23 protein-coding genes are annotated in these 26,443 nt (G+C 71.5%); 8 read left to right on the forward strand and 15 right to left on the reverse strand.

Annotated features, from left to right (window positions below):
• Positions 1-129: 129 nt before the first annotated feature.
• Positions 130-2,040 (reverse strand): propionyl-CoA synthetase, encoded by a 1,911-nt coding sequence (locus ACFQPS_RS09195; RefSeq protein ID WP_377358353.1) that lies wholly within the window; start codon positions 2,038-2,040, stop codon positions 130-132.
• A 309-nt stretch (positions 2,041-2,349) separates the two neighbouring features.
• Between ACFQPS_RS09195 and ACFQPS_RS09200 the strand changes: the two genes are divergently transcribed.
• The gene (locus ACFQPS_RS09200) at positions 2,350-2,694 is read left to right on the forward strand and encodes a hypothetical protein (RefSeq protein ID WP_377358354.1); all 345 of its coding nucleotides are present in this window, start codon (positions 2,350-2,352) and stop codon (positions 2,692-2,694) included.
• Positions 2,695-2,713: 19 nt separating this feature from the next.
• On the opposite strand, the gene ACFQPS_RS09205 is transcribed toward ACFQPS_RS09200, so the two are convergent.
• The 3 genes from ACFQPS_RS09205 to ACFQPS_RS09215 all read right to left on the reverse strand — a co-directional run bounded on the left by ACFQPS_RS09205 (position 2,714) and on the right by ACFQPS_RS09215 (position 7,909).
• Positions 2,714-3,784, reverse strand: coding sequence for a patatin-like phospholipase family protein (locus ACFQPS_RS09205; RefSeq protein ID WP_377358356.1), 1,071 nt, complete (start codon positions 3,782-3,784; stop codon positions 2,714-2,716).
• 95 nt (positions 3,785-3,879) lie between these two features.
• Positions 3,880-4,662, reverse strand: a complete 783-nt coding sequence (locus tag ACFQPS_RS09210; protein WP_377358357.1) for a 3-hydroxybutyrate dehydrogenase — start codon at positions 4,660-4,662, stop codon at positions 3,880-3,882.
• A gap of 112 nt (positions 4,663-4,774) precedes the next feature.
• The gene (locus ACFQPS_RS09215; RefSeq protein ID WP_377358359.1) at positions 4,775-7,909 is read right to left on the reverse strand and encodes an AsmA family protein; all 3,135 of its coding nucleotides are present in this window, start codon (positions 7,907-7,909) and stop codon (positions 4,775-4,777) included.
• 232 nt (positions 7,910-8,141) lie between these two features.
• On the opposite strand from ACFQPS_RS09215, the gene ACFQPS_RS09220 reads away from it, so the two are divergent.
• Positions 8,142-8,324, forward strand: a complete 183-nt coding sequence (locus ACFQPS_RS09220) for a DUF4169 family protein (protein ID WP_377358361.1) — start codon at positions 8,142-8,144, stop codon at positions 8,322-8,324.
• Between the two features lie 75 nt (positions 8,325-8,399).
• On the opposite strand, the gene ACFQPS_RS09225 is transcribed toward ACFQPS_RS09220, so the two are convergent.
• The 3 genes from ACFQPS_RS09225 to ACFQPS_RS09235 all read right to left on the reverse strand — a co-directional run bounded on the left by ACFQPS_RS09225 (position 8,400) and on the right by ACFQPS_RS09235 (position 10,292).
• On the reverse strand, positions 8,400-9,467 hold the full coding sequence (locus ACFQPS_RS09225; RefSeq protein WP_377358363.1) for a 5-(carboxyamino)imidazole ribonucleotide synthase: 1,068 nt from the start codon (positions 9,465-9,467) through the stop codon (positions 8,400-8,402).
• Positions 9,468-9,471: 4 nt separating this feature from the next.
• A complete protein-coding gene (gene purE / locus ACFQPS_RS09230; RefSeq protein ID WP_377359562.1) occupies positions 9,472-9,942 on the reverse strand; it encodes a 5-(carboxyamino)imidazole ribonucleotide mutase in 471 nt (156 codons plus the stop codon).
• A 149-nt stretch (positions 9,943-10,091) separates the two neighbouring features.
• Positions 10,092-10,292: a YdcH family protein gene (locus ACFQPS_RS09235; protein WP_012567032.1), complete on the reverse strand. Its 201-nt coding sequence runs from the start codon at positions 10,290-10,292 to the stop codon at positions 10,092-10,094.
• A 230-nt stretch (positions 10,293-10,522) separates the two neighbouring features.
• Between ACFQPS_RS09235 and ACFQPS_RS09240 the strand changes: the two genes are divergently transcribed.
• The 3 genes from ACFQPS_RS09240 (at position 10,523) to ACFQPS_RS09250 (ending at position 14,345) form a co-directional block, all read left to right on the forward strand.
• Positions 10,523-11,617 (forward strand): ATP-dependent 6-phosphofructokinase, encoded by a 1,095-nt coding sequence (locus ACFQPS_RS09240; protein WP_377358365.1) that lies wholly within the window; start codon positions 10,523-10,525, stop codon positions 11,615-11,617.
• 20 nt (positions 11,618-11,637) lie between these two features.
• Positions 11,638-12,159, forward strand: a complete 522-nt coding sequence (locus ACFQPS_RS09245) for a TIGR02444 family protein (protein ID WP_377358367.1) — start codon at positions 11,638-11,640, stop codon at positions 12,157-12,159.
• A 62-nt stretch (positions 12,160-12,221) separates the two neighbouring features.
• A complete protein-coding gene (locus ACFQPS_RS09250) occupies positions 12,222-14,345 on the forward strand; it encodes a M13 family metallopeptidase (RefSeq protein ID WP_377358369.1) in 2,124 nt (707 codons plus the stop codon).
• A 135-nt stretch (positions 14,346-14,480) separates the two neighbouring features.
• On the opposite strand, the gene ACFQPS_RS09255 is transcribed toward ACFQPS_RS09250, so the two are convergent.
• A complete protein-coding gene (locus ACFQPS_RS09255; RefSeq protein WP_377358370.1) occupies positions 14,481-14,705 on the reverse strand; it encodes a hypothetical protein in 225 nt (74 codons plus the stop codon).
• Between the two features lie 164 nt (positions 14,706-14,869).
• Positions 14,870-15,475: a UbiX family flavin prenyltransferase gene (locus ACFQPS_RS09260; protein WP_377358372.1), complete on the reverse strand. Its 606-nt coding sequence runs from the start codon at positions 15,473-15,475 to the stop codon at positions 14,870-14,872.
• An 88-nt stretch (positions 15,476-15,563) separates the two neighbouring features.
• Here ACFQPS_RS09260 and ACFQPS_RS09265 point away from each other — a divergent pair, with 88 nt between their 5' ends.
• Positions 15,564-15,731 carry a YdcH family protein gene (locus ACFQPS_RS09265; RefSeq protein ID WP_377358374.1) on the forward strand — a complete coding sequence of 56 codons (168 nt, stop codon included), beginning with the start codon at positions 15,564-15,566 and terminating at the stop codon, positions 15,729-15,731.
• A gap of 110 nt (positions 15,732-15,841) precedes the next feature.
• Here the strand turns inward: ACFQPS_RS09265 and ACFQPS_RS09270 are convergent, their stop codons facing one another.
• Positions 15,842-16,456: a DUF1013 domain-containing protein gene (locus tag ACFQPS_RS09270; RefSeq protein ID WP_377358376.1), complete on the reverse strand. Its 615-nt coding sequence runs from the start codon at positions 16,454-16,456 to the stop codon at positions 15,842-15,844.
• Between the two features lie 152 nt (positions 16,457-16,608).
• On the reverse strand, positions 16,609-17,616 hold the full coding sequence (locus ACFQPS_RS09275) for an NAD(P)H-quinone oxidoreductase (protein ID WP_377358378.1): 1,008 nt from the start codon (positions 17,614-17,616) through the stop codon (positions 16,609-16,611).
• A gap of 112 nt (positions 17,617-17,728) precedes the next feature.
• Here ACFQPS_RS09275 and ACFQPS_RS09280 point away from each other — a divergent pair, with 112 nt between their 5' ends.
• Both ACFQPS_RS09280 and ACFQPS_RS09285 read left to right on the forward strand, forming a co-directional pair.
• Positions 17,729-17,911 carry a DUF1192 domain-containing protein gene (locus ACFQPS_RS09280; protein WP_377358380.1) on the forward strand — a complete coding sequence of 61 codons (183 nt, stop codon included), beginning with the start codon at positions 17,729-17,731 and terminating at the stop codon, positions 17,909-17,911.
• A 173-nt stretch (positions 17,912-18,084) separates the two neighbouring features.
• On the forward strand, positions 18,085-20,892 hold the full coding sequence (locus ACFQPS_RS09285; protein WP_377358382.1) for a choice-of-anchor I domain-containing protein: 2,808 nt from the start codon (positions 18,085-18,087) through the stop codon (positions 20,890-20,892).
• An 80-nt stretch (positions 20,893-20,972) separates the two neighbouring features.
• Here ACFQPS_RS09285 and ACFQPS_RS09290 read toward each other — a convergent pair whose 3' ends face one another.
• From ACFQPS_RS09290 to fumC, 4 genes are all read right to left on the reverse strand, one after another.
• On the reverse strand, positions 20,973-21,182 hold the full coding sequence (locus ACFQPS_RS09290) for a ribbon-helix-helix domain-containing protein (RefSeq protein ID WP_377358383.1): 210 nt from the start codon (positions 21,180-21,182) through the stop codon (positions 20,973-20,975).
• Positions 21,183-21,220: 38 nt separating this feature from the next.
• A complete protein-coding gene (locus ACFQPS_RS09295) occupies positions 21,221-23,407 on the reverse strand; it encodes a TonB-dependent receptor (protein WP_377358385.1) in 2,187 nt (728 codons plus the stop codon).
• A gap of 142 nt (positions 23,408-23,549) precedes the next feature.
• On the reverse strand, positions 23,550-24,611 hold the full coding sequence (locus ACFQPS_RS09300; RefSeq protein WP_377358387.1) for an EAL domain-containing protein: 1,062 nt from the start codon (positions 24,609-24,611) through the stop codon (positions 23,550-23,552).
• A gap of 89 nt (positions 24,612-24,700) precedes the next feature.
• Positions 24,701-26,095 (reverse strand): class II fumarate hydratase, encoded by a 1,395-nt coding sequence (gene fumC / locus ACFQPS_RS09305; protein ID WP_377358389.1) that lies wholly within the window; start codon positions 26,093-26,095, stop codon positions 24,701-24,703.
• Positions 26,096-26,443: the final 348 nt, after the last annotated feature.

Genomic DNA, 26,443 nt, shown 5'->3' on the forward strand with positions numbered 1-26,443 from the left:
GCCCCCCATCGCCGTTGCCATGCGGGGACAACAGCCCCGGAGGCCCGGGGGACACGCACGAAAAAGAGGCCCGGGCCGATGCGAGCGGCCCGGGCCTTGACGGATCGTTCGGCGGAGTGGCCCGCCGGGTCAGTCCGCGGGCTTGTCCACGGCGTAGCCGATGGTCCGCAGGGCGTCCCCGATCTCCTCCAGGATCATCGGGTCGTCGATCGTGGCCGGCATCTTCCAGGGCTCGGCATCGGCGATCTTCTGCATGGTCCCGCGCAGGATCTTGCCCGAGCGGGTCTTCGGCAGACGGTCCACGACGATGGCCTGCTTGAAGCTGGCGACCGGGCCGATCTCGTCGCGCACCTTGGCAACGATCTCGCGCACGATCACCTCCGTCGGGCGGGTGACACCGGCCTTCAGCACGACGAAGCCCAGCGGCACCTGGCCCTTCAACTGGTCCGCCACGCCGATCACGGCGCATTCCGCCACGTCGGGATGGCCGGCCAGCACCTCTTCCATGCCGCCGGTGGAGAGCCGGTGGCCCGCCACGTTGATGATGTCGTCGGTGCGGGCCATCACGTAGACGTAGCCGTCCACATCGACGAAGCCGGCGTCCGCCGTCTGGTAGTAGCCGGAGAACTCCGACAGGTAGCTCTTGCGGAAGCGGTCCTCGGCGTTCCAGAGGGTGGCCAGCGTGCCCGGCGGCAGCGGCAGCTTGCAGACGATGGCGCCGATGTCGCCGCGCTTCACCTCGTGGCCGTCCGCGCCCAGGATGCGGACGTCCCAGCCCGGCAGCGGCTTGCAGGTGCTGCCGTACTTGACCGGGAACAGGCCCAGGCCCAGCGGGTTGCCGGCGATGGGCCAGCCCGTCTCCGTCTGCCACCAGTGGTCGATCACGGGGACCTTCAGATGGTCCTCGGCCCAGTGCAGCGTGTCGGGGTCGCTGCGCTCGCCCGCCAGGAACAGGGCGCGCAGGCAGGAGACGTCGTAGTTCTTCAGCAAGAGCGCGTTCGGGTCGTCGCGCTTGATGGCGCGGAACGCGGTGGGCGCCGTGAACAGCGTCTGGATGCGGTACTCGCTGATCATGCGCCAGAAGGCGCCGGCGTCGGGCGTGCCGACCGGCTTGCCCTCGTAGATCACCGTGGTGCAGCCGTGCAGCAGCGGCGCGTAGACGATGTAGCTGTGGCCGACCACCCAGCCCACGTCCGAGGCGGCCCAGAACACCTCGCCCGGCTTCACGCCGTAGAAGTGCTCCATGGTCCATTTCAGCGCGACGGCGTGGCCGCCATTGTCGCGCACGACGCCCTTGGGCTGGCCCGTCGTGCCCGAGGTGTAGAGGATGTAGAGCGGGTCGGTGGCGGCGACCGGCACGCAGTCGGCCGGGGTCGTCGCGGCGACGGCGGCCTCCCAGTCGTGGTCGCGGCCGTCGATCAGGGCCGCCTGCTCCTGCGGACGTTGCAGGATGATGCAGGACTCGGGCTTGTGGGTCGCCTGCTCGATGGCGCCGTCGAGCATCGGCTTGTACTTCACCACCCGGCCCGGCTCGATGCCGCAGGAGGCGGAGACGATCACCTTGGGCTGGGCGTCGTTGATCCGGGTCGCCAGCTCGTGCGGAGCGAAGCCGCCGAAGACGACGGAATGGACCGCGCCCAGCCGGGCGCAGGCCAGCATGGCGACCAGCGCCTCCGGCACCATCGGCATGTAGATCAGGACGCGGTCGCCCTTCACCACACCGCGGTCGCGCAGCGCACCGCCGAACAGCGCCACCTGGTCGCGGAACTCGCGGTAGGTCAGAATGCGCTTCGTGCCGGTGACGGGGCTGTCATAGATGATCGCCGGCTGGTCGGCACGGCCGCCCTCGACATGGCGGTCGATGGCGTTCCAGCAGGTGTTCAACTCGCCGCCGGCGAACCAGCGGTAGAGCGGGGCGCGGCTGTCGTCCAGCACGACGTCCCACGGCCTGATCCAGTCGATGTCCTTGGCGGCTTCTCCCCAGAAGCCAGCAGGATCGGCCAGCGAGCGTTGGTGAAGCTCCTCATAGCGGGCCGGCATTGATGCCTCCTCAGAATTTCTCCGCCACGCGCAGATTCCGCACGCGCAGCGTGTTGGCTCTCGCTTGTCGCCAAGCGCAATTAGGGCGTGTCAACTCCGCCATGACAATGGGGAAAAGGCAAAGCCCCGCACCTGACCGGGCGACCCCGGACGCCCGCGACCCTTCCGGTCCGGCGCCCGCGACGCCATGACATAGGTCATATCAGCGCTGGCTGTTGAAGCATTTTGCTTCCCGCGGCGATGCACCGCGGTTTAGAAGTGGGCCCCCGGCGCCATATGCCGGTAATTTCCGTAGCATATGCCCATGACATGATCGTCGAGAACCGCCGTATCATCTTCTCGCCGGAGGCTGTCCGCGAGGCCGTGAAACTGTACCGTGAGTCGTTCCCCCAGAAGCAGCCGCCCGGCGTGCTCGGGCCGATCATCCTCCGCAATCAGGCGCCCCTGGCGCTGGGGATCTCCGTCCAGGCGGTCGGGGCCAGCAACTTCCGGGAGATAGAGATGGCGGAGACGGAGATCGCCGCCATGCTGATCCTCTACTGCCGCCGCCTGAAGATCCCCCTGCCCCGCGCCAGCTCCAAATCGATGGAGGCGCAGAACGACAGCCTGGTGCTGTCGATCACCAAGGTGCTGCCGGTCGTTCCGGCTGCCTGATCGCCCGTCGCGGACGGGATCAGGCGAAGAAGCGCTCGACCTCGAAGCTGCTGGCCCGGCCGACGCTGGCGAACCGCTCCTCCAGCCAGCGCGAGGCGGCGGCGCGGCCGAGATCGCGCAGCTCCGTGAGGAAACCCCAGTCGGCGTTCAGCTTGCTGGACACCCCCAGCACCGCCATCGCCGCCTCCGCCTCGATCCGGTGCAGGAACAGGGCGCGCATGCCCGCCTCCTCCTCCGTCAGCCGCCCGGCGGCGAGCAGCCGGTTGACCAGCTCCAGCGAGCGCAGCTCACGCAGGAAGGTGCCGTTGAAGCCGATCTCGTTCATCCGGTCGATGATCGCCGTCGGCGTCGTCGGCACCGCCGGGCGGGCGATCGGCGTCACCTGCACGATCAGGACGTCGCGGGCGGCGCACTCGTGGATCAGGGGATAGATGGTCGGGTTGCCCATGTAGCCGCCGTCCCAGTAATGCTCCCCGTCGATCTCCACGGCCTGGAACAGGAAGGGCAGGCAGGCCGAGGCGACCAGGCAGTCGGCCGACAGCTCCCGGCCCTTGAAGACCTTGAGCTTGCTCTCCCGCACGTTGGTGGCGCCGACATAGAGGCGCACGTCCGCCGCCTCGCGCAGGACGTCGAAGTCGATCAGCCCGCGCAGGATCTCCCGCATCGGGTTCAGGCCCAGCGGGTTGAACTGGTAGGGGCTCATCATCCGGACCAGCAGGTCGAAGCCGGCATAGACCGGGTGGGCCTCCAGGTGCGGGTCGCCGGTGAAGCGCGACATCCAGGACGGGTTCCAGGGGCCGACGGCGTTGGCCTTGGCCAGCCGCCGCCAGAGCCGGTAGAGCTGGCCGCGCGCCTCTTCCCGGCCGCCGGTCAGCAGCCCGTAGGCCAGCATGGCGCCGTTCATGGCGCCGGCGCTGGTGCCGCTGATGCCCTCGAAGACGAGCCGCCCGTCCTCCAGCAGCCGGTCGAGCACGCCCCAGGTGAAGGCGCCATGGGCGCCGCCGCCCTGGAGGGCGAGGTTCACCGTGCGGGTCCCCGCCGCGGTATCCTGGTCCCCGGACCGTTCCGGTGCCGCCGCACCCTCGACCATGCCGTCCTTCACAGTGTCCGTTGCCTCATGTCAGGGGGCCTCATGTCAGGGGGCCTCATGTCAGGGGACTGGTCCGGGGCGCGCCGGGCGGGCCGCTACTGGGCCGTCCAGCCGCCATCCACCGGCAGCGAGGCGCCGGTCAGGTTGGCGGCGGCCGGGCCGCAGAGGAAGACGGCCAGCTCGCCGAGCTGTTCCGGGGTGGTGAACGCCTTGGAGGGCTGCTTCTCCGAGAGCAGCCGCACCTCCGCTTCCTGGGCCGGGATGCCCTCCCGCTCGGCCAGCGCATCGATCTGCTTCTGCACCAGCGGGGTCAGCACCCAGCCGGGGCAGATCGCGTTGCAGGTGATGCCGCTGCCCGCCGTCTCCAGCGCCACCACCTTGGTCAGCCCGACGATGCCGTGCTTGGCCGCGACATAGGCCGACTTGTTGACGGAGGCGACCAGCCCGTGGGCGCTGGCGATGTTGACGATGCGGCCCCAGCCGCGCGCCTTCATGTGCGGCAGCGCCAGCCGGATGCCATGGAAGGCGGAGGACAGGTTGATGGCGATGACGGCGTCCCAGCGGTCCACCGGGAACTGGTCCACCGCGGCCGTGTGCTGGATGCCGGCATTGTTGACCAGCACGTCCACGCCGCCGAACCGCTCGGCACAGGCGGCGACCAGCGCCTCGATCTCCGCCGGCTTCGCCATGTCGGCGCCGTGGTGAATGACGCCGACGCCGAAGTCCGTCTCGATGCCGCGGCGCAACTCCTCGATCGCGGCCGCCTCGCCGAAGCCGTTCAGTACGATGTCCGCCCCGGCCCGCGCGAGCGAGCGGGCGATCCCCAGCCCGATCCCGCTGGTCGATCCCGTGACGATGGCCGCCTTGCCCTTCAGCATGACCGTCTCCTCCCCTGATCGTGTCTTCCCGGAAGGAATAGCGGAGACGGGCCGGCCGTTCCACCGCCGACCTGCGGCGACGCGCCAGGGACAATGGACCGGTGCCGGTTACCTACTGCTTAAGCCGGTCGAGGATGGCATCGTCCGGGGCCGTCCCCCGGCCCTCCGGCGGGCCGCCCCCCGGCGGGGCGGCGGCAGGGCGGGCGGCAGGGCGGGCCGCCACCCAGGCCAGCAGCGCGTCCGCCGCCAGCGTCCGTTCCGGACCGGCGAGCGGGCCGGCGAGGTCCAGCGTGAAGGGCGGCGCCCCGTCCGGCCGGGCCGGCCGCACCACCGCCGACAGCCGCACGGTATCGGTCAGCGGGTCCAGCACCCCGTCCACCGTGAGGGACCCGGCCGGCCCCACGGCCAGCAGCCCGCTGCTGCCCGGCGTCCCGGCGGCGAACGCCAGATCGCCGGACAGGCGGGTGAGCGGCGTGCGACCGGCAGCGACCGCCGCGGCCAGCCGCCGCCCGGCGTCCCGGGCATCGGGGGACCCGTCAAGCGCCGCGGCGGCGCGGTCGAGGTCGAGACCGCTCAGAACCGTGTCGGTGACGGCCACCTGCCCCTGCCCGGTCAGGCTGCGCAGCACACCGGCGGCGTCCGGGCCGGCGCCCCGGCCCTTGACGCTGAGGTCCAGACGGCCGCCGGACAGGGCCAGCCCGCGGTCCCGGCCGGGCGGCCGATCGGGCAGGGCCGCCCCCGCCAGTTCCAGCCGCAGGTCCCCCTCCAGCGGGGGCGGCGGCCCCTCCCCCTCCGGCGGCTCCTGGACAAGCCGGAGAGCGGTCTCCAGACGCCCGCCGCGCCAGGTTGCCCGCAGCCGCTCCAGCTCCAGCTCCCCGTCGCCGGCGGCGACGCGGAGAGATGCCCCCTCGACGGTGGCCCCGGCGAGGGTCAGGCTCTGCGCCTCGATCTCCGCCTCGCCGTCCAGGTTCCGGGTCCAGGACAGATCCCAGGGTGACCCGCCGGCCGCCGCCAGGGCGGGGGCGAGACGGTCGAGGTCGAGCGGTCCCGTCACCAGGGATGCCCGCACCCGCGGCAGATCGCCGGAGCGGTCCAGCGCCACCCGGCCGGTCACGGCCGTCGGGCCCAGCGTCCCCTGGATGGCATCGACGGTCAGCTCCGGCCAGGTGCCCGTGAGGGCGGCGAAGATCTCTATCCCTCCCGGCGCGGCGGCAGGCCGCCACTCCGGCCACCAGAGCCGGCCGGCCCGCACCGCATCCGGCAGGGTCGTCCGCAGCCTGAGATCGAGCGCCGGGGTCCCGTCGGTCCCCGCCAGGGTGCCGGCGGCCTGGACCGTCCCGCCCAACAGCCCGGCCTCCGCCTCCAGCGCCATGCGGGCGGCATCGCCGGCCAGCCGGGCCTCCAGCGTGACCGGACCGAGCCGGTCCGGCGCCACCGGCGGCGGCAAAGCCAGCACCCGGAACAGCGGTGCCAGCGTTCCGGTCCGGGCGCTGACGGTCAGGTCGGTGAGGCCGCCCAGCAGCGGCTCGCCCACGCGGCCGGCGATACGGCCGGCGACGCCGGCCGCGGACTCCGCCGACAGGTCGCGCAGGGTCAGGGCGCCGTCCCGGACGGTGGCGGAGAGGACCAGCCCCTCGACCGGGACCCCGCCCGCCGTCAGGTGCCCGAGGCGGGCGTCGAGATCGAGGTCCAGCGCCTCCAGCCGGTCGGCCCAGGCGCGCGGATCGACCTTCCCGTCCCCGGCGGGGCGGTAGGCGTCCAGGTCCAGCCGGTCGGCCATGAGGTTCAGGCCCAGGGCGGGCCGGTCCCCGGCGGTCCACGACACGGCCCCGGTCAGGGCGGTGGTGTCGAGGCTGCCGGACAGATCGGTCAGGCGGAAGGCCGCGGGCGTGCCGGCCAGCCGGCCGGTGAGCGCCGCCGTCCGCAGCCGCTCGGCCGGGATGTCCGCCGTGTCCAGCCCCATCCAGGCCAGGGTGGTGCGCAGGTCCGCCGTCTCCAGCGTCACGGCAGTGTCCGCCCGGGGAGAACCGTCGGCGGCGGACAGGCGGCCCGAGGCCGTCAGCACGGTGTCTCCCGGCAGCACGATTCCGGCTGCCTCCAGAACCAGGCCCCCGTCCTCCAGCCGGCCGCGCAGGCGGGCGTCGCGCAGCAGGGCGCGTTCCCAGACGATGTGGTCCGCCGCGAGATCCAGCGCCAGCACCGCCGGCAGCGGCAGGGGAGTCACCGCACCGGCATCGGCAGCATCCGCGGGGGCACCGGGCAGCCAGTCGTCCAGAGCCAGGGGCGAGAGGGCCAGGGACAGCCGCGCCGGATCGTCCGCGGTGGCGACGGCGGGCAGGACCAGGGTGGCGGTGCCGCGCGTCTCCCCCATCCGCAGGTCGATCCCCTTCAGGGTGTAGCGCCCGCCTGCGACCGTCAGGGACGCCGCGGCGTTGAAAGGCTGGTCGGCCGCGGCCGGCAGCCTCTCGGGCAGGCGCCATCCCAGCCCGGCCGCTGCGGCGCGGAGGAGCGATGCCAGCCGCTCCCCCTCCGCGCGCAGGTCTCCCTGCAACCGGGCCGGGTCGCCGTCCGGCACGACGCCGGCGAAACGGACCTGTCCCTTGCCGTCGGGCACGCCCAGCGTGGCCCGCACCGGCACGGTGGCGCCGGGGGCGATGCGGCCGGTGGTGACGTCCAGGGTCAGCGGCACCCCGTCGAGGCTGAAGCTGCCGGCCACGTTGAAGGGCCCCTGCGGCCCGCCGGCATCCACCGAGCCGCGGATGGAGACCAGATCCAGCCGGCGGCCGTCCGCGGCTTCCAGGGTCAGGGTGCCGCGATGGATCGTCATGCGGTCGAGCTGCACCGTCCCGCCCAGGGCGGACAGGTCGATCGGACCGATGCGGCCGCCGTCGGGGCGGAACTCGATCCGCATGCGCGGATCGACCAGCGCCAGCTTCTCGATCTGCACCCGCCCCCCCAGGAGCGGCAGCAGCCGCACCTTCACTTCCACCGTCCCGACCCTGGCCAGGGGCGGGCGGCCGGGCTCCGCCCCCGGCTCCGACAGCGAAACGTCACCGGCCAGCAGCGTCGGGGAGGGCAGCAGCGTCAGGTCCAGATCGCCGGCGATGGTGACGTCGCGCCCCGTGGTGGTGGCCAGCAGCCCGGCCAGCTCGGGCCGGAAGCGGTTCCAGTCCACCAGAGCCGGGGCCAGCAGCACCGTCGCCAGGACCAGGACCAGTCCGGCGGCAGCGGTCAGGGGCTTTCTCACGAGGCGTCGTCCCGTCGGAAGAGTGATGCCCTCGCCCTTTCCGGGCCGGGCGTCGGAGGGTAAACTGGGGATCGCGTTCTAGGGCGCAAATGTGGCGTCCACCGGGCGCACGCAAGGGCGACGGAGCGTTCCGGAAGCGCCGGGCGTTCAGTCGCGGCAAGGCTCCGGACGGCAAGGTACCGGACGGCAGAGTGCCTGACGGCACGGATGCGACACGGGCAGGGAGGGTCCCATGGGGGAGGTCGTCAACCTCAACCGCTACCGCAAGCAGCGCAGCCGCGCCGAACGCGAGAAGGAGGCTGCCGCCAACCGGGCGAAACACGGCCGGACCAAGGCCGAGCGGCATCACCACGCGATGCAGCAGTCCAAGGACGCCACCGACCTGGAACAGCACCGGCTGGACCGGGACGAGTGACCGGGACAGAGGGTCGGCCCGCCCTCAGCGCGGAGGGTCCGTCAGCGCGGAGGGTCTGTCAGCGCGAAGGACCCGTCAGCGCGGGCGGTTGACATGCCCCATCTTGCGCCCCGGCCGGGCCTGCGCCTTGCCGTAGAGGTGCAGCTTGGCCCCCGGTTCGGCCAGCAGCGCGGGCCACTGCGCCACCTCGTCCCCGATCAGGTTCTTCATCCGGGCCGGGGCACGCACGCCGGTCGGCCCCAGCGGCAGGCCGCAGACCGCGCGGACGAGCTGCTCGAACTGGCAGGTCTCCGCGAAATCCATGGTCCAGTGGCCGGAATTGTGCGGCCGCGGGGCGATCTCGTTGACCAGCACGCGGCCGTCGCGGGTGACGAACATCTCCACCGCCAGCAGCCCGACGACGCCCAGCGCCTCGGCCAGCGCGCGGGCGATGCGGTCGGCCTCCGCCGCAATGGGGGGCGCGATGTCGGCCGGGGCCAGCGTCTCGTCCAGGATGCCGGCGCGGTGGCGGTTCTCCACCGCCGGCCAGGCCGCCATCACCCCGTCCTCGCGGCGGGCGACGATGACGGAAACCTCCAGCGCGAAGTCCACCCAGCCTTCCAGGATGCCCTCGGGCGCGCCCATCTCCGCCCAGGCCGCGGCCAGATCGGTGCCGGGTGCGAGCCGGACCTGCCCCTTGCCGTCATAGCCCATGCGGGTGGACTTCAGCACCGACGGGGTGCCCAGCGCGGCCACGGCCTCGGCCAGCCCGGCAGCGTCGCGCACGGCGCGGAAGGGCGCCGTGCCGATGCCCAGGGCGTTGGCGAAGCCCTTCTCCCGCAGCCGGTCCTGCGCCACCGCCAGCACGCCGGCGCCGGGATGCACGGGCACCCGCTCGGCCAGGAAGGACACGGCCTCCGTCGGGATGTTCTCCCACTCCAGCGTCACGACATCGACGGCGGCGGCGAAGCGGGTCAGGGCGTCGCGGTCGGTGTAGTCGGTGACGATGGTGGCCTCGGCCGCGACCTGGGCGCAGGGCCCCTCCGCCTCATGCGTGAAGACATGGGTGCGGTAGCCCAGCCGGGCCGCCGCCAGCGCCGTCATGCGGCCGAGCTGGCCGCCGCCCAGCATGCCGAGGGTGGCGCCCGGCGCGATCGTCCGCATGACGTCAGCCCTGCGGTTCGTCGACGGGGACCTCGGCCACCCGCTCGGTCTGCCGGGTCCGCCAGTCCACCAGCGCGGCATCCAGCCGCGGGTCGGAGAGCGCCAGCACCGCGGCGGCCAGCAGCGCCGCGTTGATCGCCCCGGCCTTGCCGATGGCCAGCGTGCCGACCGGCACGCCACCGGGCATCTGCACGATGGAATAGAGGCTGTCCAGCCCGCGCAGCGCGTGGCTTTCGACCGGCACGCCGAACACCGGCAGCGTCGTCATGCTGGCCGTCATGCCGGGCAGGTGTGCGGCCCCGCCGGCGCCGGCGACGATGACCTTGAGCCCGCGGCCCTTGGCCGTGTGCGCATAGTCGTAGAGGCGCTGCGGCGTCCGGTGGGCGGAGACGATGCGCGCCTCGAACGGCACGCCCAGCTCCTCCAGGACCTGGGCGGCGTGGCGCATGGTCGCCCAGTCGGACTGGCTCCCCATGATGATGCCGACCAGCGGGTCGGCGGCGCGGGTTTCGGGCGGGGTCACGGGTGGCGCTCCTGGCCTGTCGCAGGCGGGAAAGCGGCGGATTATAGGAGCGGAGGCCGCCCGCGCAAGCGTGGTTGTGCAGCGCAGCGCGTGGCCTTCGCTCAGGCGATGATGTCGGGCAGCAGCTCGCTTTCGATGCGGGCGATCATGTCCTTCAGCAGCAGCTTGCGCTTCTTCAGCCGCTGGAGCTGCAACTGGTCGATCGGGGTCTGCTCGGAAAGCCGCACGATGACATCGTCCAGGTCGCGGTGTTCGACCCGGAGCGCCGCCAGCTTTTCCTTCATCGCCTGTTGTTCGTTCATGCCACGCGCCGCCACTGCATCGAGCGGGTTCCTTATCACAAATCCCCCGGCAGGTGGCCTGTGGAATTTGCGCCCGACCGGCGCGGTCCGGACAGCGCATTCCGGCCCGGTGGACGGGCGCCCGCCGGCAGGGCGGTTGCAGCGCCGGGGCGATCTGGTAACACTGGCCGCGTCCGGCGCGAGCCCGTCCGGGTGCCGGTCCCCTTCCCGTCCCGAGCATGGAACCCGCCATGACGCCCACCAAACGCATCGGCATCCTCACCAGCGGCGGCGACTGCGCCGGCCTGAACGCGGTCATCCGGGCCGTGGTCCATCGGGCCACCACGCATTACGGCTGGCAGGTCGTCGGCATCGAGGACGGCACCCAGGGCCTGCTGTCGCGGCCCGTGCGCTACCTGAACCTGGACCTCAACATGGTGGACGGCACCATGATGCGGCAGGGCGGCACGGTGCTGGGCACCACCAACAAGGGCGATCCCTTCGCCTATCCCATGGCCGACGGCAGCACCCGCGACCGCAGCCAGGAGATCATCGGCGGCCTGCGCGAGCTGGGCGTGGACACGCTGATCGGCATCGGCGGCGACGGCAGCATGGCGATCCTGCGCAAGCTGGCCGCCATCGGTGGGATCAAGCTGATCGGCGTGCCCAAGACCATCGACAACGACCTGGGCATCACGGAGACGTCCGTCGGCTTCGACACGGCCGTCGCCGTGGCGACGGAGGCGCTGGACCGGCTCCAGCCCACCGCGGCCAGCCACGACCGCGTCATGGTGCTGGAGGTGATGGGCCGCGACGCCGGCCACATCGCCCTGACCGCGGGCATCGCCGGCGGCGCCGACGTGATCCTGCTGCCCGAGCTTTCCTGGTCCATCGAGGGCGTGGCGGCGAAGATCCGGCAGGTGCAGCGCAACGGCCGCAACTTCGCCCTGGTCGTCGTCTCCGAAGCCGTGAAGACGGCCGAGGGCGCCGCCGCGCGGAAGGAGTTCGCCGATGGCCAGAAGCGCTACGGCGGCATCGGCAACTACATCGGCCACCTGATCTCCGAGGCGACGGGGGCGGAGACGCGCGTCACCGTGCTGGGCCATGTCCAGCGCGGCTGCCCGCCCTCCTACCGCGACCGGCTGCTGGCCTCCGCCTTCGGGGTGCGCGCCGTGGACCTGATCGCGGAGGGCAAGTCCGACCGCCTGCTGGCCTGGTCGAACCGGCAGGTGATCGACGTGCCGATCGAGGAGGCGATCGCCGCCTATGCCAGCGTCGATACCGCCAGCACCCTGGTGCAGACGGCACGCGGCCTGGGCATCTACATCGGCGACGTGGACGGCTGACCGGCCGGCCAGCCCCTCCCTTGACGGTTCCCGACGCCCCCTCCCCCGACCTCTGGCGCTTCTCCCTGGCGGTCTATGCCCGGCCGGACGTGGCGCCCCTCTGCCTCGCGCTCCAGGACGGGCACGGGGCGGACGTGAACCTGCTGCTCTGGGCCGCCTGGCTGGCCCTGGTGCATGGCCACACGCTCACGCCCGGCGACCTTGCCGCGGCAGAGGCGGCGGTGGCGCCCTGGCGGGAGGGGGTGGTGCGGCCGTTGCGCGCGGTCCGGCGCACCCTGAAGGCCCCGGAGCCGCCGCTCCCGGCCGGCGCCGGCGCCCTGCGGGAACGGATCAAGGCGGCGGAGCTGGAGGCCGAACGGTTGCAGCAGCAGGTGCTGGACGGCCTGCCGGAGACGCGCCGGCCGGGCGGCGATCCCGCAGCGGCCCTGGCGGCCAACCTGTCGTTGCTGGTCCCGCCCGACACCCTTGCCGCCGTTACACGGGCGTTACACACCGCTGCTCAGGACTCCGGCATCCTCCGTGGTAGCGTCCCTTCCCCGTGAGGGGGAGCGCCGCCGCGGTGCCCCCCCTCACGGGGAAACCACGAAGAACGCATGGGGCCTCGATGAGCAGGAATTCCAGCAAGGGCGCGCCGTCCCGCCGCGCGCTGTCCACCACGTCCCTGACGGGCGCCGCCCTCGGCGGCATGATCGGGGCGTTCGCCCTCGCGCTGACCGTCTCCGGTGCCGCCGTGGCCGCCGGGCCGACGCAGGTCGCGCAGTCCCAGGCCGTGCCGAAGGCGCAGCCCCCGGCCCCCGGCCTGCCGGTGCTGGACCCGGCCGTCAGCCCCTGCCAGAACTTCTTCCTGCATGCCTGCGGGCCCTGGATCAAGGCGCACCCGATCCCGGACGACCAGTCCCGCTGGGGCAGCTTTAACCTGCTGGCCGAGGACAACCAGGCGATCCTGCATGAGATCCTGGAAGCGGCGGTGAAGACCCCGACGCCGGACACGCAGAAGATCGGCGACTACTACAAGGCCTGCATGGACGAGCAGGGCATCGAGGCCAAGGGCCTGACGCCGCTGGCGCCCGTGCTGTCCAGCATCCAGGGGCTGAAGGACAAGAAGGCGATCGCGCCGCTGATGGCGGATCTGCACCGCCAGGGCATCGGCGGCCTGTTCCGCTTCGGCCAGCAGCAGGACTTCAAGGACGCCACCATGGCCATCGCCGTGGTGGATCAGGGCGGCCTGGGCCTGCCGGACCGCGACTTCTACCTGAAGGACGACGAGCGCTCGACGAAGCTGCGCGACGCCTATGTGGCGCATGTGCAGAAGATGTTCGAGCTGGCCGGCAGCAAGCCCGAGGAGGCCGCGAAGAAGGCCGCCGCGGTGATGAAGATCGAGACGGCGCTGGCCGACGGCTCGATGACCCGGGTGATGCGCCGGCAGCCCGAGAACCGCTACAACATGAAGACCTTCGCGGACTTCACGGCGCTGGCCCCCAGCATCGACTGGGCCGCCTACACCTCGGCCCTGGGCGTGCCGCCGCAGAAGGACCTGAACGTCGCCAACCCGGCCTTCTTCCAGAAGCTGGAGGAGGTGGTCAAGGCGACCTCGCTGGACGACCTGAAGACCTACCTGTCCTGGCACGCCCTGCGCGGTGCGGCGCCGATGCTGCCCGACGCCTTCGTGCAGGAGAACTTCAACTTCTACGGCAAGGCGTTGTCGGGGGCGAAGCAGATCCGCCCGCGCTGGAAGCGCTGCGTCGCGGCGACCGACAACGCGCTGGGCGAGGATCTCGGCCAGCACTATGTCGAGAAGGTGTTCGGCCCCGAGCACAAGAAGCGCATGCTGGCCATGGTCGAGGACATCCAGTCCGCCTTCCACGAGAAGATGGGCACGCTGGAATGGATGAGCCCGGAGACCCAGACCAAGGCGCGCGAGAAGCTGGCCTCGGTGCAGAACAAGATCGGCTATCCCGACCAGTGGCTCGACTACTCGCTGCTTGAGGTGAAGCCGGACGACGCGCTGGGCAACGCCGCCCGCGCCAACGCCTTCGAGACGAAGCGCGACCTGGACAAGATCGGCAAGCCCGTGGACCGCGGCGAGTGGTTCATGACTCCGCCGACCGTGAACGCCTACTATTCGCCGGCGTTCAATGACATCAACTTCCCGGCCGGCATCCTGCGCCCGCCCTTCTTCGACTTCGAAGCCGACGACGCCTACAACTACGGCGCCATCGGTGCCGTGATCGGGCATGAGATCACGCACGGCTTCGACGACCAGGGCCGCAAGTTCGACGCCAAGGGCAACCTGTCGAACTGGTGGACCGAGGACGACGCCAAGCGCTTCACCCAGCGCGCCCAGTGCCTGGTGGACCAGTACGGCTCCTACGTCGCCGAAGGCGAGGTGAAGCAGAACGGCGAGCTGACCCTGGGCGAGAACACCGCCGACAACGGCGGCCTGCGTCTGGCCCTGGCCGGGCTGCGCAAGCGGCTGGGCGAGAAGGGTCTGGCCGAGAAGGTCGGCGGCCTGACCGCCGAGCAGCGCTTCTTCTACGGCTGGGCGCATGTCTGGTGCGCCACGGCGCGGCCGGAGGCGCGGGTGCTTCAGGCCAAGACCGACCCGCACTCGCTGCCGGAATACCGCGTCAACGGCACCGTCTCCAACATGGAAGACTTCGCCAAGGCCTTCAACTGCAAGCCCACGGACCCGATGGTCCGCGGCGAGAAGGCCTGCCGCGTCTGGTGACGGCCGGAGCCGGGGCACCGCCCCGGCTTCCCTTCCCCTTCGAGGACGCGATGAGGGCGGGCCCGCAAGGACCCGCCCTTTCGCATGTCAGTTCGCATGTCGGGCCCGGCGGACCGGGACGTCGGCCGGCGCCGGTCAGTTCCGGTCGGTGCGGTCCTCGATCCGGTCGCCGGCCTTTTCGGCGTTCCGCTCCAGGCCGTCGCCGGCCTCCTCCAGGGCCTCCCCGGTCTCCTCGGCCGTCTCGTCGATCTGGGCGCCGGCCCGCTCGGCGGGTCCTTCGTTGTCGCAGGCGGCCAGGGCCAGCGGCGACGCCAGCAGGGCCACGGCGAGGAAGCGGCGCAGGATGGGGTTGGCGGTCATGTCCATGTCCGTTCGCTGTTGCAGGGGGCCGCCGCAGCGGCTGCAACAACAAACGTCAAGAGCGCATCGGTGGTTCCGGGTGCCCCGAAACGACCACACTCTGGCAATCCGGGGGCAGGCAATTCCTGCGCGGGCGTTTCCGGACCGTCGGTTCCCGTCCGGGATCAGTCGCCGTCCGGGGCGGCGGATGGAACCGGCGCCGACGGGTCGCGCCAGCGCCGCACCCGGTCCGTCTCGATGTCGAACAGGTCGAGCACACGGCCGACCGTGTGGTCCACCATCTCGTCCACGGAGCGGGGCAGCGCATAGAGCGCCGGCACCGGCGGATAGACGATGGCGCCCATCTCCGTCACCGCCACCATGGAGCGCAGATGGCCCAGATGCAGCGGCGTCTCCCGCACCATCAGCACCAGCCGCCGGCGCTCCTTCAGCACGACATCGGCCGCGCGGGTCAGCAGCGTGCTGGTCACGCCGGTGGCGATCTCGCTCAGGCTGCGCATCGAGCACGGGGCGACGACCATGCCGAGCGTGCGGAAGCTGCCGCTGGAGATGGCGGCCCCGATATCCTGGGGGGAATGCGCCACGTCCGCCAGCGCCCGCACGTCGGCCGCCTTCAGGTCTGTTTCATACGCAAGGGTCACCTCCGCCGACCTGCTCATTACGAGGTGGGTTTCGATCGGCAAGGGACGTAGGATTTCCAGCAGGCGGATGCCGTAGATGACACCCGAGGCGCCGCTGATGCCGACGATGAGGCGAGGAGTTCCGGACATGGACGTGATGTAGCGTTCCGCCGCGCCAGCGTCCAGCACCAGCTTCCCGCCCGCAACCCGCGTCCGCGACCCGGCAGGAGGGAACGAGATGTCGATGGTGGAGCGTGTCGAGTCCCTGAAGGTGAAGCACCGGACCCTGGAGACCCTGCTGCGCCACGAGACGCAGCGGCCGCTGCCCGACCCCGCCATCGTCACCCGCCTGAAGCGGGAGAAACTGCGCATCAAGGACGAGATCGCCCGGATCGCCCCGGCCTGACCGGGGGAGCCGGACGACAGGAGCTGGAAACGCAGACGGCGCGCCCCCACCCGGGGACGCGCCGTCCGTTCCGTGACCGTGAGAGGCTGAAAGCGCCCGCCCGGCTGCCGTCAGTCGGCGTCGTACTCCGCCGTGTCCCCGGCACCTGCACCGCCCTCGACCAGCCCGGAGACGGTCTCCGTCTCCTCCTCCTCGTCGGCGGGGCGGCCCTTGCGGGCCTTCTCCAGCGCCGCCTCCATCTCCCGCTGGCTGCACAGGCCCAGCAGGACGGGGTTGCGCGGCTTGATGTTCTGGGAGTTCCAGTGGGTCTTGTCGCGCACCGAGGCGATGGTCGGCTTCGTCGTGCCGATCAGCTTGCAGAGCTGCGCGTCGGTGAGCTGCGGATAGGTCTTCAGCAGCCAGGCGATGGCGTCGGGCTTGTCGCCGCGCTTGGTCACCGGGGTGTAGCGCGGCCCCTTGGCGCGGGCGACCGGCTGCGGCAGGTCCTGATGCCGCATCTGGAGCTTGGCGTTGGGGTCCTTCTCCACCCGGCGGATCTCGTCCCAGGTCAGCTCGCCGCCCGCGACGGGGTCGCGCCCGACCATGCCCACCGCCACCTCGTCGTCGGCGATGGCCTGGACCTCCAGCTCGTGCATGCCGCAGAACTCGGCGATCTGATCGAAGGTCAGGCCGGTGTTCTCGACCAGCCAGACCGCGGTCGCCTTCGGCATCAGGGGCAGAGCCATGTTTCCTCCTCGAACGCAAAGCCCGCCCGTGGCGCGGGTCACTGGCCCCGCGCAGCCCCGGACGGAAATGTCACGTATGCTTCTGCTATACAGGCAGGTGCCGGGAGAGGTCACGCCTTTTCGCAAGGAGCGCGCGTGGCGGACAGCCGGCTTCACCCGGCAACGGTGAGGATGATCTTGCCGACATGCTCGCCGGATTCGATCAGGGCATGGGCGGCGGCGGCGTCCTCCAGCGGGAAGGTGCGGTAGATGCGTGGCCGTACCAGCCCCTCCTCCAGCAGCGGCCAGACCTTCTCGTGCAGCGTCGCCGCGATGCGCCCCTTCTCCGCCACCGGCCGCGGCCGCAGGGTGGAGCCGGTGAGCACCAGCCGCTTCTGCATCACCCACATCAGGTTCAGCGTCCCCTTCGGCCCGCGCTGGAAGGCGATGGAGACGTGCCGCCCGTCGGGGGCGAGGCAGTCCACGTTGCGGGCAAGATAGTCGCCGCCCACCATGTCCAGCACCACGTCCACGCCGGTGCCGCCGGTCAGCTCCTTGACCACGGCCACGAAGTCTTCGGCCTTGTAGTCGATGCCGCGGTCGGCCCCCAGCTCCTCGCAGGCGCGGGCCTTGGCCGGGCTGCCGGCGGTGGCGAAGACACGGGCGCCGAACGCCTTGGCGAGCTGGATGGCGGTGGTGCCGATGCCGCTGGTGCCGCCATGGACCAGCAGCGATTCGGTCGGCTTCAGGGCGCCGCGCTCGAACACGTTGCTCCAGACGGTGAAGAAGGTCTCCGGCACGCCCGCCGCCTCCACCGCCGACAGACCGCGGGGGATCGGCAGGCACTGCGGCGCCGGGGCGACGCAGTAGGCGGCATAACCGCCGCCGGCGACCAGCGCGCAGAGCGCATCGCCCTCGCGCCAGCCCGACACGCCCTCGCCGATGGCCGCGACGGTGCCGGCCACCTCCAGCCCCGGCAGGTCGCTCGCCCCCGGCGGCGGCGGATAGAGGCCCAGGCGCTGGAGCACGTCCGGACGGTTGACGCCGGCGGCGGCGACGCGGATCAGCAGCTCGCCCGGGCCGGGCCGCGGCACCGGCCGCTCCACCGGGCGCAGCACCTCCGGGCCACCGGCCCCGCCGATCTCCACCGCGCGCATCCGCTCGGGCACCGCCATCACCATCCTCCTGAGAACCGACTGAGCGACCCTGACCGGATCGCGCCCGCTGTTGCCCCGGACCCGGGGCGGGGACAGACTATACAGATCGGAACCGCCTTGAGCAGAGGATGACGCCATGGAACCGGAGGATTTCGAGCCGCGCAACCGGCCGGCCAAGCCGAAGGATCTCTCCACCCTGTCGGTCGGCGACCTGGAGGAGTACATCGCCGGCCTGGAGGCCGAGATCGCCCGCGCCCGCGCGACGATCCAGGCGAAACAGGCCGTGACCGCCGCCGCCGAAGCCTTCTTCAAGCGCTGAGCGTCCGTCAGGCCCGGGGCATCTGACGCGGGGACGCCGCGGCGCTGCCGCCGGACCGAGAGGAGCGCCCCGGACGTCACGGGACGTCCCGTCCGTCATAAGACTTTTTCGCACGTCATAAGACTTTCATGGAGCGCTGCTAGGGTCCCGCCTCTTTCCTGAGGGGGGAAACGATGAACGGTTTCAGGACTCTGACGTCGGCTCTGGCGCTGGTGACGGCGCTCGGCGCGGGGAGCGCCGCTGCCGACCCGGCACTGATGGACTTCGTGCTGCGCCCGGGCACCGACGGCGCCGAGGGTTCGATCGCGGTGGCGATCCCCCTGGCCGACAGCGACGCGGCCCGCACCTTCCTTGACCTGCGCGGCAGCATCGACGATGCCGACCGCCGCGTCGCCAACATCGGCATCGGCCATCGCTTCCGCCTGGGCGCGGTGGTGCTGGGCGGCGCCGTCTACTACGACCGGGTCCGCACCGACCTGGAGAGCGACTTCAGCCAAGCCACCGTCAGTCTGGACCTGATGACCGCCGACCTGGACCTGCGCGCGAACTATTACGCGCCGCTGGACGACGAGGAGCAGGTCGGCGCGACCGTCGCCGGGGCGCCGCGCCTGTCGGGCAACCACATCGTCCGCAGCATCTTCCAGCCGCGCGAAGTGACGCTGAAGGGCTTCGATGCCGAGGTCGGTTACCGCCTGGGCGCCATCGAGGGCTACGACGTGCGTGCCTTCGCCGGCGGCTACCGCTACACCGACGACGAGGCGCCCACGGTGGACGGCGTCAAGGGCCGCCTGGAAGCGTGGTCGCAGGACGGCCGCTTCAGCTTCGGCATCGAGGTGCGGGACGACGACCAGGACGACACCCAGGCGTTCGCCACCTTCCGCATGCGGCTGGGCCTGTTCAGCGAGCCGACCCGGCGCGAAGGCACCGCGTCCCGCCTGGACTGGCCGGTGCTGCGCGAGTCCGGCGTGCGCACGGCCGGCCCCGGCCGCTCCGATGACCGTTTCGTCGCCGAGGAGCAGTACAACCTGACGAGCGGCACCTTCGGCGGCAGCGGGGGCACCCGGCTGGTGTTCGTGAGCCAGGGCGCCGCGGGCACCGGCACCGTGGAAAGCCCGTTCGGCAGCATCGCCGCCGCCGCCGCCGCGGCGCAGGCGAACGACCTCATCTATGTCCGCAGCGGCTCCTACACCGGTAACGTGGCGCTGAAGAACGGCCAGCAGCTCATCGGCCAGGGCGAGGCGCTGAGCGCGGGCGGCACCACCCTGATCGCCGCTGGCGAACGGCCCAGCCTGACGGCCGCCAGCGGCAACGTGGTGACGCTGGCCAACGGCAACACCGTCGCCGGCCTGCGCATCACGGCCCCCGCGGGGACGACGAACCGGGACGGGTTCGCCGCCGTGCTGGGGGACAACGTCACCGGCTACACCCTGCGCAACAACGACTTCTCCGGGAACACCGGCAGCAACGGCACCTCGTCCGTGGGCGTGCGCCTGACCAACATGGCCGGCATCGCCGGCACCCGGTCGGAGACGCGCCACTTCGTCTCCAACAGCACCAGCGCCCCCTACTACGGCACCTACTACACGGGCTTCGGCGCCAACAACGCCGAGATCGTCTCCGTCACCACGGCGAACGGCGGCTGGGGCGTGCTCTCGACCGACGGCGCCGGCACGGTGGACGTGTTCAGCATCGGCAGCGGCGACATCGCCGGCCTGCCCATCCTGATGCGGCGCGACACGGTGCGGGCCGACATCGCCCGCGAGGTCGGCGCCGCCGCGGCGGGCGACCTGACGACGGTGACCGTGCATCCGACGGCCGGCTACTATCTGGTGGCGGTGCAGCACACCGACATCACCAGGAGCGGCCTTGTGGAGATCCGCGACAAGGCCACGGGCCGCGTCATCCAGCGCGTGACCGCGGGCGTCGGGCCGGACGGCACCGGCATCTCCCCCGACGGCCGCTGGGCCGTGGTCGCCAACGAGGCGGAGGCGCTGAACGCCCCGGGCTCGATCACCGTGATCGATCTGGCGAACGCTGCCAGCGGCAGGGCCGTGGCACGGCAGATCGCGCTGACCGACCAGACCGGGACCTTCTACGCGAACCCGGCGGGCACGCAGCAGCGTTTCACCGACAATGACGACCCCGTGCGCGTCGGTCCCGTGACGCACGACCCCGACGGGCTACAGCCCGAATATGTCGGCTTCAGCAGCGACAGCCGCTACGCCTACGTCTCCTTGCAGGAGAACAACGGTGTGATGGCCCTGGACCTGACCGGCGGCACGGCGCCGCGTTACTTCAACCTCGGTGCGGTGACACGGACCGGGGTCGATCTGACCAACAGCTCCAGCAACCCGCCGCAGATCAGCTTTACCCAGACCCTGACGGGGGCGCTGCGCGAGCCGGACGGCGTCGCCGGCTTCACGCTGAACGGCGTTCGCTACTTTGTCACCGCCGACGAGGGCGATACCAGCCAGCCGGGTGTGAGCAGCAGCCAGCGTTTCCGCGGCGGCCGCTCCGTCTCCATCTTCAACGCGGAGACGGGGCAGCTCGTCGGCGACACCGGCAGCCAGTTCGACCAGCTCCTGTTCAGCACCGGCAACGCGGCGATGGAGGCCAACCCCGGCATCTACGGGTCGCTGTCGCAGGCACCGCGCTACTACAACGATGACCGCTCCCGCCGGGGCGGCAGCGAACCGGAGGTGCTGACCGTGTTCGAGCAGAACGGCGCCACCTATGCCGCCGTCGGGCTGGAGCGGGGTGCCAGCATCGCGCTGGTCAACCTGTCCGACCCGGCGCGCCCGCGGGTGGAGACCATCGCCCTGTTGCCGCGCGACCTGACGACGGTGACCGGCACGGTCGGCCTGGCCGCCAACCCGGAGGGCATCGCCTCGGCCGTGTTCGGCGGCCGGCGCTTCGTCTATGCCGGGCTGGAGAACGCCGGCAACGTCGCCATCTGGCGCTTCAACCCGGGCGGCAACTGACGCCCGGCCGAGAGACCCCGGATCGCTCCTCAACTCGGGGGCGGCAGCGATGCCGCCCCCTTTTCTTCGCCCGCGGCCGGTCAGGCCCGGTCGCGGCGGACGGACTCCAGCACATAGACCCGCAGGGCGCTGGAGAGATTGCCCGTGCGGGCGGCATCCACCTCCTCGATCAGGGTGCCGACGGGGACGCCGCGCGCCGCCGCCAGCTCCTTCAGCACCTCCCAGAACGGTTCCTCCAGCGTCACGCTGGTCGGGTGGCCCGCCACGAGGACGGATCGCTTCTTGATCATGGTCCGCCGCCCTTCCCTGCCGGATCAGCCCCGGCCGCTCAGAACGTCACCCGCCCGGTCAGGCTCCAGATCCGGCCGTCGCCCGGCGTCACCAGCCAGGCGCGGGCGGAGCCGCGGGCCGGGTCGGAGAAGCGCACGGCCACCGGCGGGGTGCGGTCGTCGAACAGGTTCTCCACCCGCAGGGTCAGGCGCCAGGGCCCGCTCTCCAGACCCGTCCAGACGTCCACCCGGCCGGCCGCCGGCACCCAGGAGAGGTTGGAATTCTCCGTGTACTGGCGCGACTGCCAGAGCCATTCGCCGCCCGTGAACCAGCCGAGATCCCCGGCCCAGGGCAGGTCGCCGTCATACTGCGCGGTGGCCGCGACCTGGTGCCGGCTCTGCCGCGGCAGGGCGTTGCCGGAGATGTCGCCCGTCGGCCCGAAGGCCGGGATGTCGCGGTAGTCGGGGTCCTGGTAGTCGCGGAACTCGGCGTCCACCAGCGTGTAGGCGAGGCTGAGGTCCAGCCCCGCCGCGGGCGTCGCCGCCAGTTCCAGCTCCAGCCCGCGGCTGCGGCTGCGGGCGGCGTTGTTGGTGTAGAAGTTGTTGGACCGGCCGGCGGCGCTGGCCGCGACCACCTGCTGGTCGCGCCAGTCGATCCAGAACAGCGCCGCGTTGGCGGTCAGCAGCCCGTCGAACCACGCCGTCTTGGCCCCCACCTCGTAGGTCCAGTTCGTCTCCGGGCCGAAGCTGCGCTCCGTGTCGAACAGGTTGGCCATGGTGTTGAAGCCGCCGCTCTTCGCCCCCTTGGCGACGCTGGCATAGAGCATGGCCGCGTCCGTCGCCTGCCAGGAGAGCGCGAAACGCGGCGTCCACATGGTCCAGCGGTCGGACAGCGCGATGGGGTTGCCGGCGGCGTCGCGGCTGGTGGTCTGGAACTCCTTCTCGTCGCGCTGCCAGCGCAGATCGGCGGTGGCGGTCAGCCCGTCCAGCAGGCGCCAGCCGAGCGAACCGTAGAGGGCGGTGCTGTCCGTCTCCTCGTTCGTGCGCGGCAGCCGCGGGCTGACGGTCTGGCCCAGCGCGTATTCGATGTTCCGCCGCTCCGTCTCGTTGTCGAAATGGTAGACGCTGGCACCGACGATCCAGGTCAGCGCCTGCCCGCGGTCGGCGGAGACGAGCCGCAGTTCCTGGCCCGCGTCCCAGCGGTCGGTGAGCTGGCCGGCGGCGGAGACGAGGGTGGCCGAATAGTCGTTGTCGCGGTTGAACTCGTTGGTTTCGGCGTTGAAGGCGGTGATGGCGGTCAGCGTCGCCGCGTCCAGCGCGTAGTCCACCGTCAGCGCCGTGCGCCACGCATCGCGCCGGAAGCCGAAATGCTCGGGATTGGCGGCGAAGGGGCCGCTGCTCTCCGGGATGGCGCCGCAGTACTGGCTGAACACGCCGGTGGCGGCGCGCGGCTCGCAGTTGGTGGCGAGGTAGTATCCCTTGGGCTGGCCGTCGTCGTCCTCGGCGTAGGAGACGCGCAGCAGCGCCTCCAGCCGCTCCGTCGGCGTGGCGCGCAGGGTCAGGGCCCCGGCCACGCTCTTCTCCGAGCCGATCTCCGGCCCGCCGGCCAGCGCATTGTCGTAGAAGCCGCCGTAGTCGCGCAGGGACACGGTGGCCCGCGCCGCCAGCTTGCCGGGGATCAGCGGGCCGCCGACGGCTGCCGCGGCCTGCCGCTGCTGCTTGGAGCCGAAGCCCGCCTCCGCGAAGCCCTCCAGCGCGTCGCCCGGCTTGCGCGTCACCAGATTGACGGCGCCGCCGAAGGTGTTGCGGCCGAACAGGGCGTTCTGCGGCCCCTTCAGCACCTCCACCCGTTCCAGGTCGTTGAGGAACAGGTTGATGGAGCTGCGGCCGGAGACATAGACGCCGTCCAGGAAGAAACCGACCGACGGTTCCTCCCCCGTGCCGGGCTGGGTCAGGCCGCGGATCGCCGGGGCCGGGTTGAAGCGGCCGAAGGGGTCGCTGACGACGAGGCCGGGCGCGCGCACCGCGATGCCGGCGATGCTGTCCACCCGCGCCCGCTCGATCAGCGTCGCGTCCAGCACCGTGACGGAGACCGGCACGCGCTGCGGGTTCTCCTCCCGCTGGCGGGCGGTGATGACGATCTCCTCCACCGGCGCCGCAGCGGCGGGGTGGGCGTGCAGGGCGGTGACGACCGCGGACAGGGACGGCAGCAGGGCGACCGCGGCCGCCATGGAGGTTCTACGCATCGGTCGGTGTCTTCGGTGCCGGGGATTTCGGGCGCGTCCCTCCGGAGCGCGCGCAGGCCTGCCGGGTAGCAGCTTCGCGGCGGCCCTGTCCAGCGCCGCCGGCCCGCCTCCCTTGCCCGCAGCCGGAACCGTGGCAGCGGCGCTACGCCGTGGCCCCCTGCACCGGGTCGAAGGGGCGGCCCAGCAGATAGCCCTGCATCAGGTCGATGCCGCGGTCCAGCAGCCAGTCGCGGTCGGCCGCCTCCTCGATCCCCTCCGCCACCGAGAGGGCGCCCGTGTCGCGGATCATGGGGATCAGGTGACCGACGATGCTCTGCCGGTAGCGGTCGGCATGGACGCCGCGGATCAGCCCCATGTCGATCTTCACGACATCGGGACGCAGCTCCTGCATCAGGCTGAGCCCGGCGAAGCCGGCGCCGACATCGTCCAGCGCGATGCGGAACCCGGCCTTGCGGTAGAAGGCCAGGATGTTGCGCAGGTGGTCGAGGTCCTTCACCTCGGCGCTCTCGATCACCTCGAAGACGACATCGCCCGGATCGAGGCCGATCTCCTCGATGAAGCGGACCGTGGTGCGCAGGCAGTAGGTCGGGTCGTAGATGGCCGAGGGGTTGAAGTTGATGAAGACCTTGCCCCCCGGCGGCCGGACCCGGCCCGCCGCCTGCAACCCGACGCGGCGGGCCACGAGGTCGAGGTTGAAGAGGAGGTCCGCGTCCTTCGCCGTGTCGAACAGGGAACCGGCGCCGATCAGGCTGCCGTCGGCCTCCCGCCCGCGCAGCAGGCTCTCATGGCCGTAGAGCGCGCCGTCGCGCCCGATGATGGGCTGGAGCATGGCGAACAGCCGGTCGTGCTCCACCAGATCCACCAGCCAGCGCCCGCGCACCCGGGCCACCAGATGGCGCAGGGTGACCGTGTGCAGCCAGTCGCCCACGCGCGGGGCAACGTCGGCCGGCAGCAGCAGGGCACGGGTGTGCATCTGCTCCTCCCGCGAGAGCAGCGGGTCGAGCGCGGCACAGAAGCGTTCGAGCTGGTCGGCGCTGGCGGTGAAGCCCAGGCAGTCCCCGTCCTCCAGCGGCTCCAGCGCCAGCGCGTGCTCGCGCGCCAGCCGGGCCACCTTGGTGCGGGTGAAGCCGGTTGCGAACCCCAGGAGAACCCGGTTCTCGGGATACTCGACGGGGGGAAGCCGCTCGCAGTCGGGACAACGCATGCGCCGGGGCCCTCCCTTCTGTCCGTCGAAGGCACAGCCCGGGGCGGCGTGGGGTGGCCCGCCGCCCCGCTTGGGACAGGTGGGCCGCATCAGCGCGGCCCGACCATGTCCTCCGGCCGCACCCACTGGCGGAACTGTTCTTCAGTCAGCAGTCCCAGCTCGATGCCGGCCCGCATCAGCGTGGTGCCTTCCTTGTGCGCCTTCTTGGCGATCTTCGCCGCATTGTCGTAGCCGATGTGCGGGTTCAGCGCCGTGACCAGCATCAGGCTCTCATGCATCAGCTTGTCGATGCGCTCGCGGTTCGCCTCGATGCCGACGACGCAGTTCTCGGTGAAGCTGCGGCAGGCGTCGGCGATCAGCCGGATCGACTGCAACAGGTTGTAGATCATCACCGGCTTGAAGACGTTCAGCTCGAAATGGCCAGTGGCGCCGGCCTGGCTGATGGTGACGTGGTTGCCCATGACCTGGGCGCAGACCATGGTCATGGCCTCGCTCTGGGTCGGGTTCACCTTGCCGGGCATGATGGAGCTGCCGGGCTCGTTCTCCGGCAGGCTGATCTCGCCGATGCCGCAGCGCGGGCCGGAGCCCAGCAGGCGGATGTCGTTGGCGATCTTCATCAGCGAGCAGGCCAGCGTGTTCATCACGCCCGACGCCTCGACCACCGAGTCATGGGCGGCCAGCGCCTCGAACTTGTTCGGGGCCGTGACGAAGGGCAGGCCGGTGATCTTCTCCACCTCCGCCGCGAAGGCCGCGTCGAAGCCCTTCCTGGCGTTCAGCCCGGTGCCGACGGCCGTGCCGCCCTGGGCGAGGCGCAACAGCGCCGGCAGGCAGGACTTCGCCCGCTTGATGCCGTAGGCGATCTGCTGGGCGTAGCCGCCGAACTCCTGCCCCAGGGTCAGCGGCGTCGCGTCCTGGAGATGGGTGCGGCCGATCTTGACGATGTCGGCGAACTCGCGGGCCTTGGCGTCCAGCGCGGCGTGGAGCTGCTCCAGTGCCGGGATCAGCTCGTGATGCACCTGCTCGGCGGCGGCGACATGCATGGCCGTCGGGAAGGTGTCGTTGGAGGACTGGCCCATGTTGACGTGGTCGTTCGGATGGACCGGCTTCTTGCTGCCCATCTCCCCGCCCAGCAGCTCGATGGCGCGGTTCGAGATGACCTCGTTGGCGTTCATGTTCGTCTGGGTGCCGGAGCCGGTCTGCCAGACGACCAGGGGGAAGTGGTCGATCAGCGTGCCGTCGATCACCTCCTCGGCCGCGTCCACGATGGCGGCGCCGATCTTCGCATCCAGCGCGCCCAGGGTCATGTTGGTCTGGGCCGCGGCCTTCTTGACGATGCCGAGCGCGCGCACCAGAGGCGCCGGCATGCGCTCGCCGCCGATCTTGAAGTTCTGTAGAGACCGCTGGGTCTGGGCTCCCCAGTACCTGTCGGCGGGCACCTCGACGGGACCGAAGCTGTCGGTTTCGATGCGCACCTTGTCGGCCATTGGCCAGATCCTCCAGAAGGTCGAACGACGCCCCGCGTTGTAGCCCCACCGCCGCCGCCGGGCAATGGGGCCGGCCGGAGCGAAGGGACAGGTGACCGCGCGGACGGCAGCGCGACACCGTCCCGGGAACAAACGCCACCGCCGGCTGTCGTCATCCCGCGGATGCCGGTCATCAGCCGCGGCCCCGTCGCCGCAGCACCCCCTGGGGAGGGGGACGGACGGCATCCCAAGGGCCGGGAAAGGCGGGGGGCGGGATGTGGACCGGACTGCGGGAACTCCGGAAGGGGAAGGCGGTGGCAGGCCGGGTGGCCACGCTGGCAATGATCCTCGTGCCCTGGGCCGTGCCGG

Source organism: Rhodocista pekingensis (assembly GCF_042665545.1).
GTDB classification, from domain to species: domain Bacteria; phylum Pseudomonadota; class Alphaproteobacteria; order Azospirillales; family Azospirillaceae; genus Rhodocista; species Rhodocista pekingensis.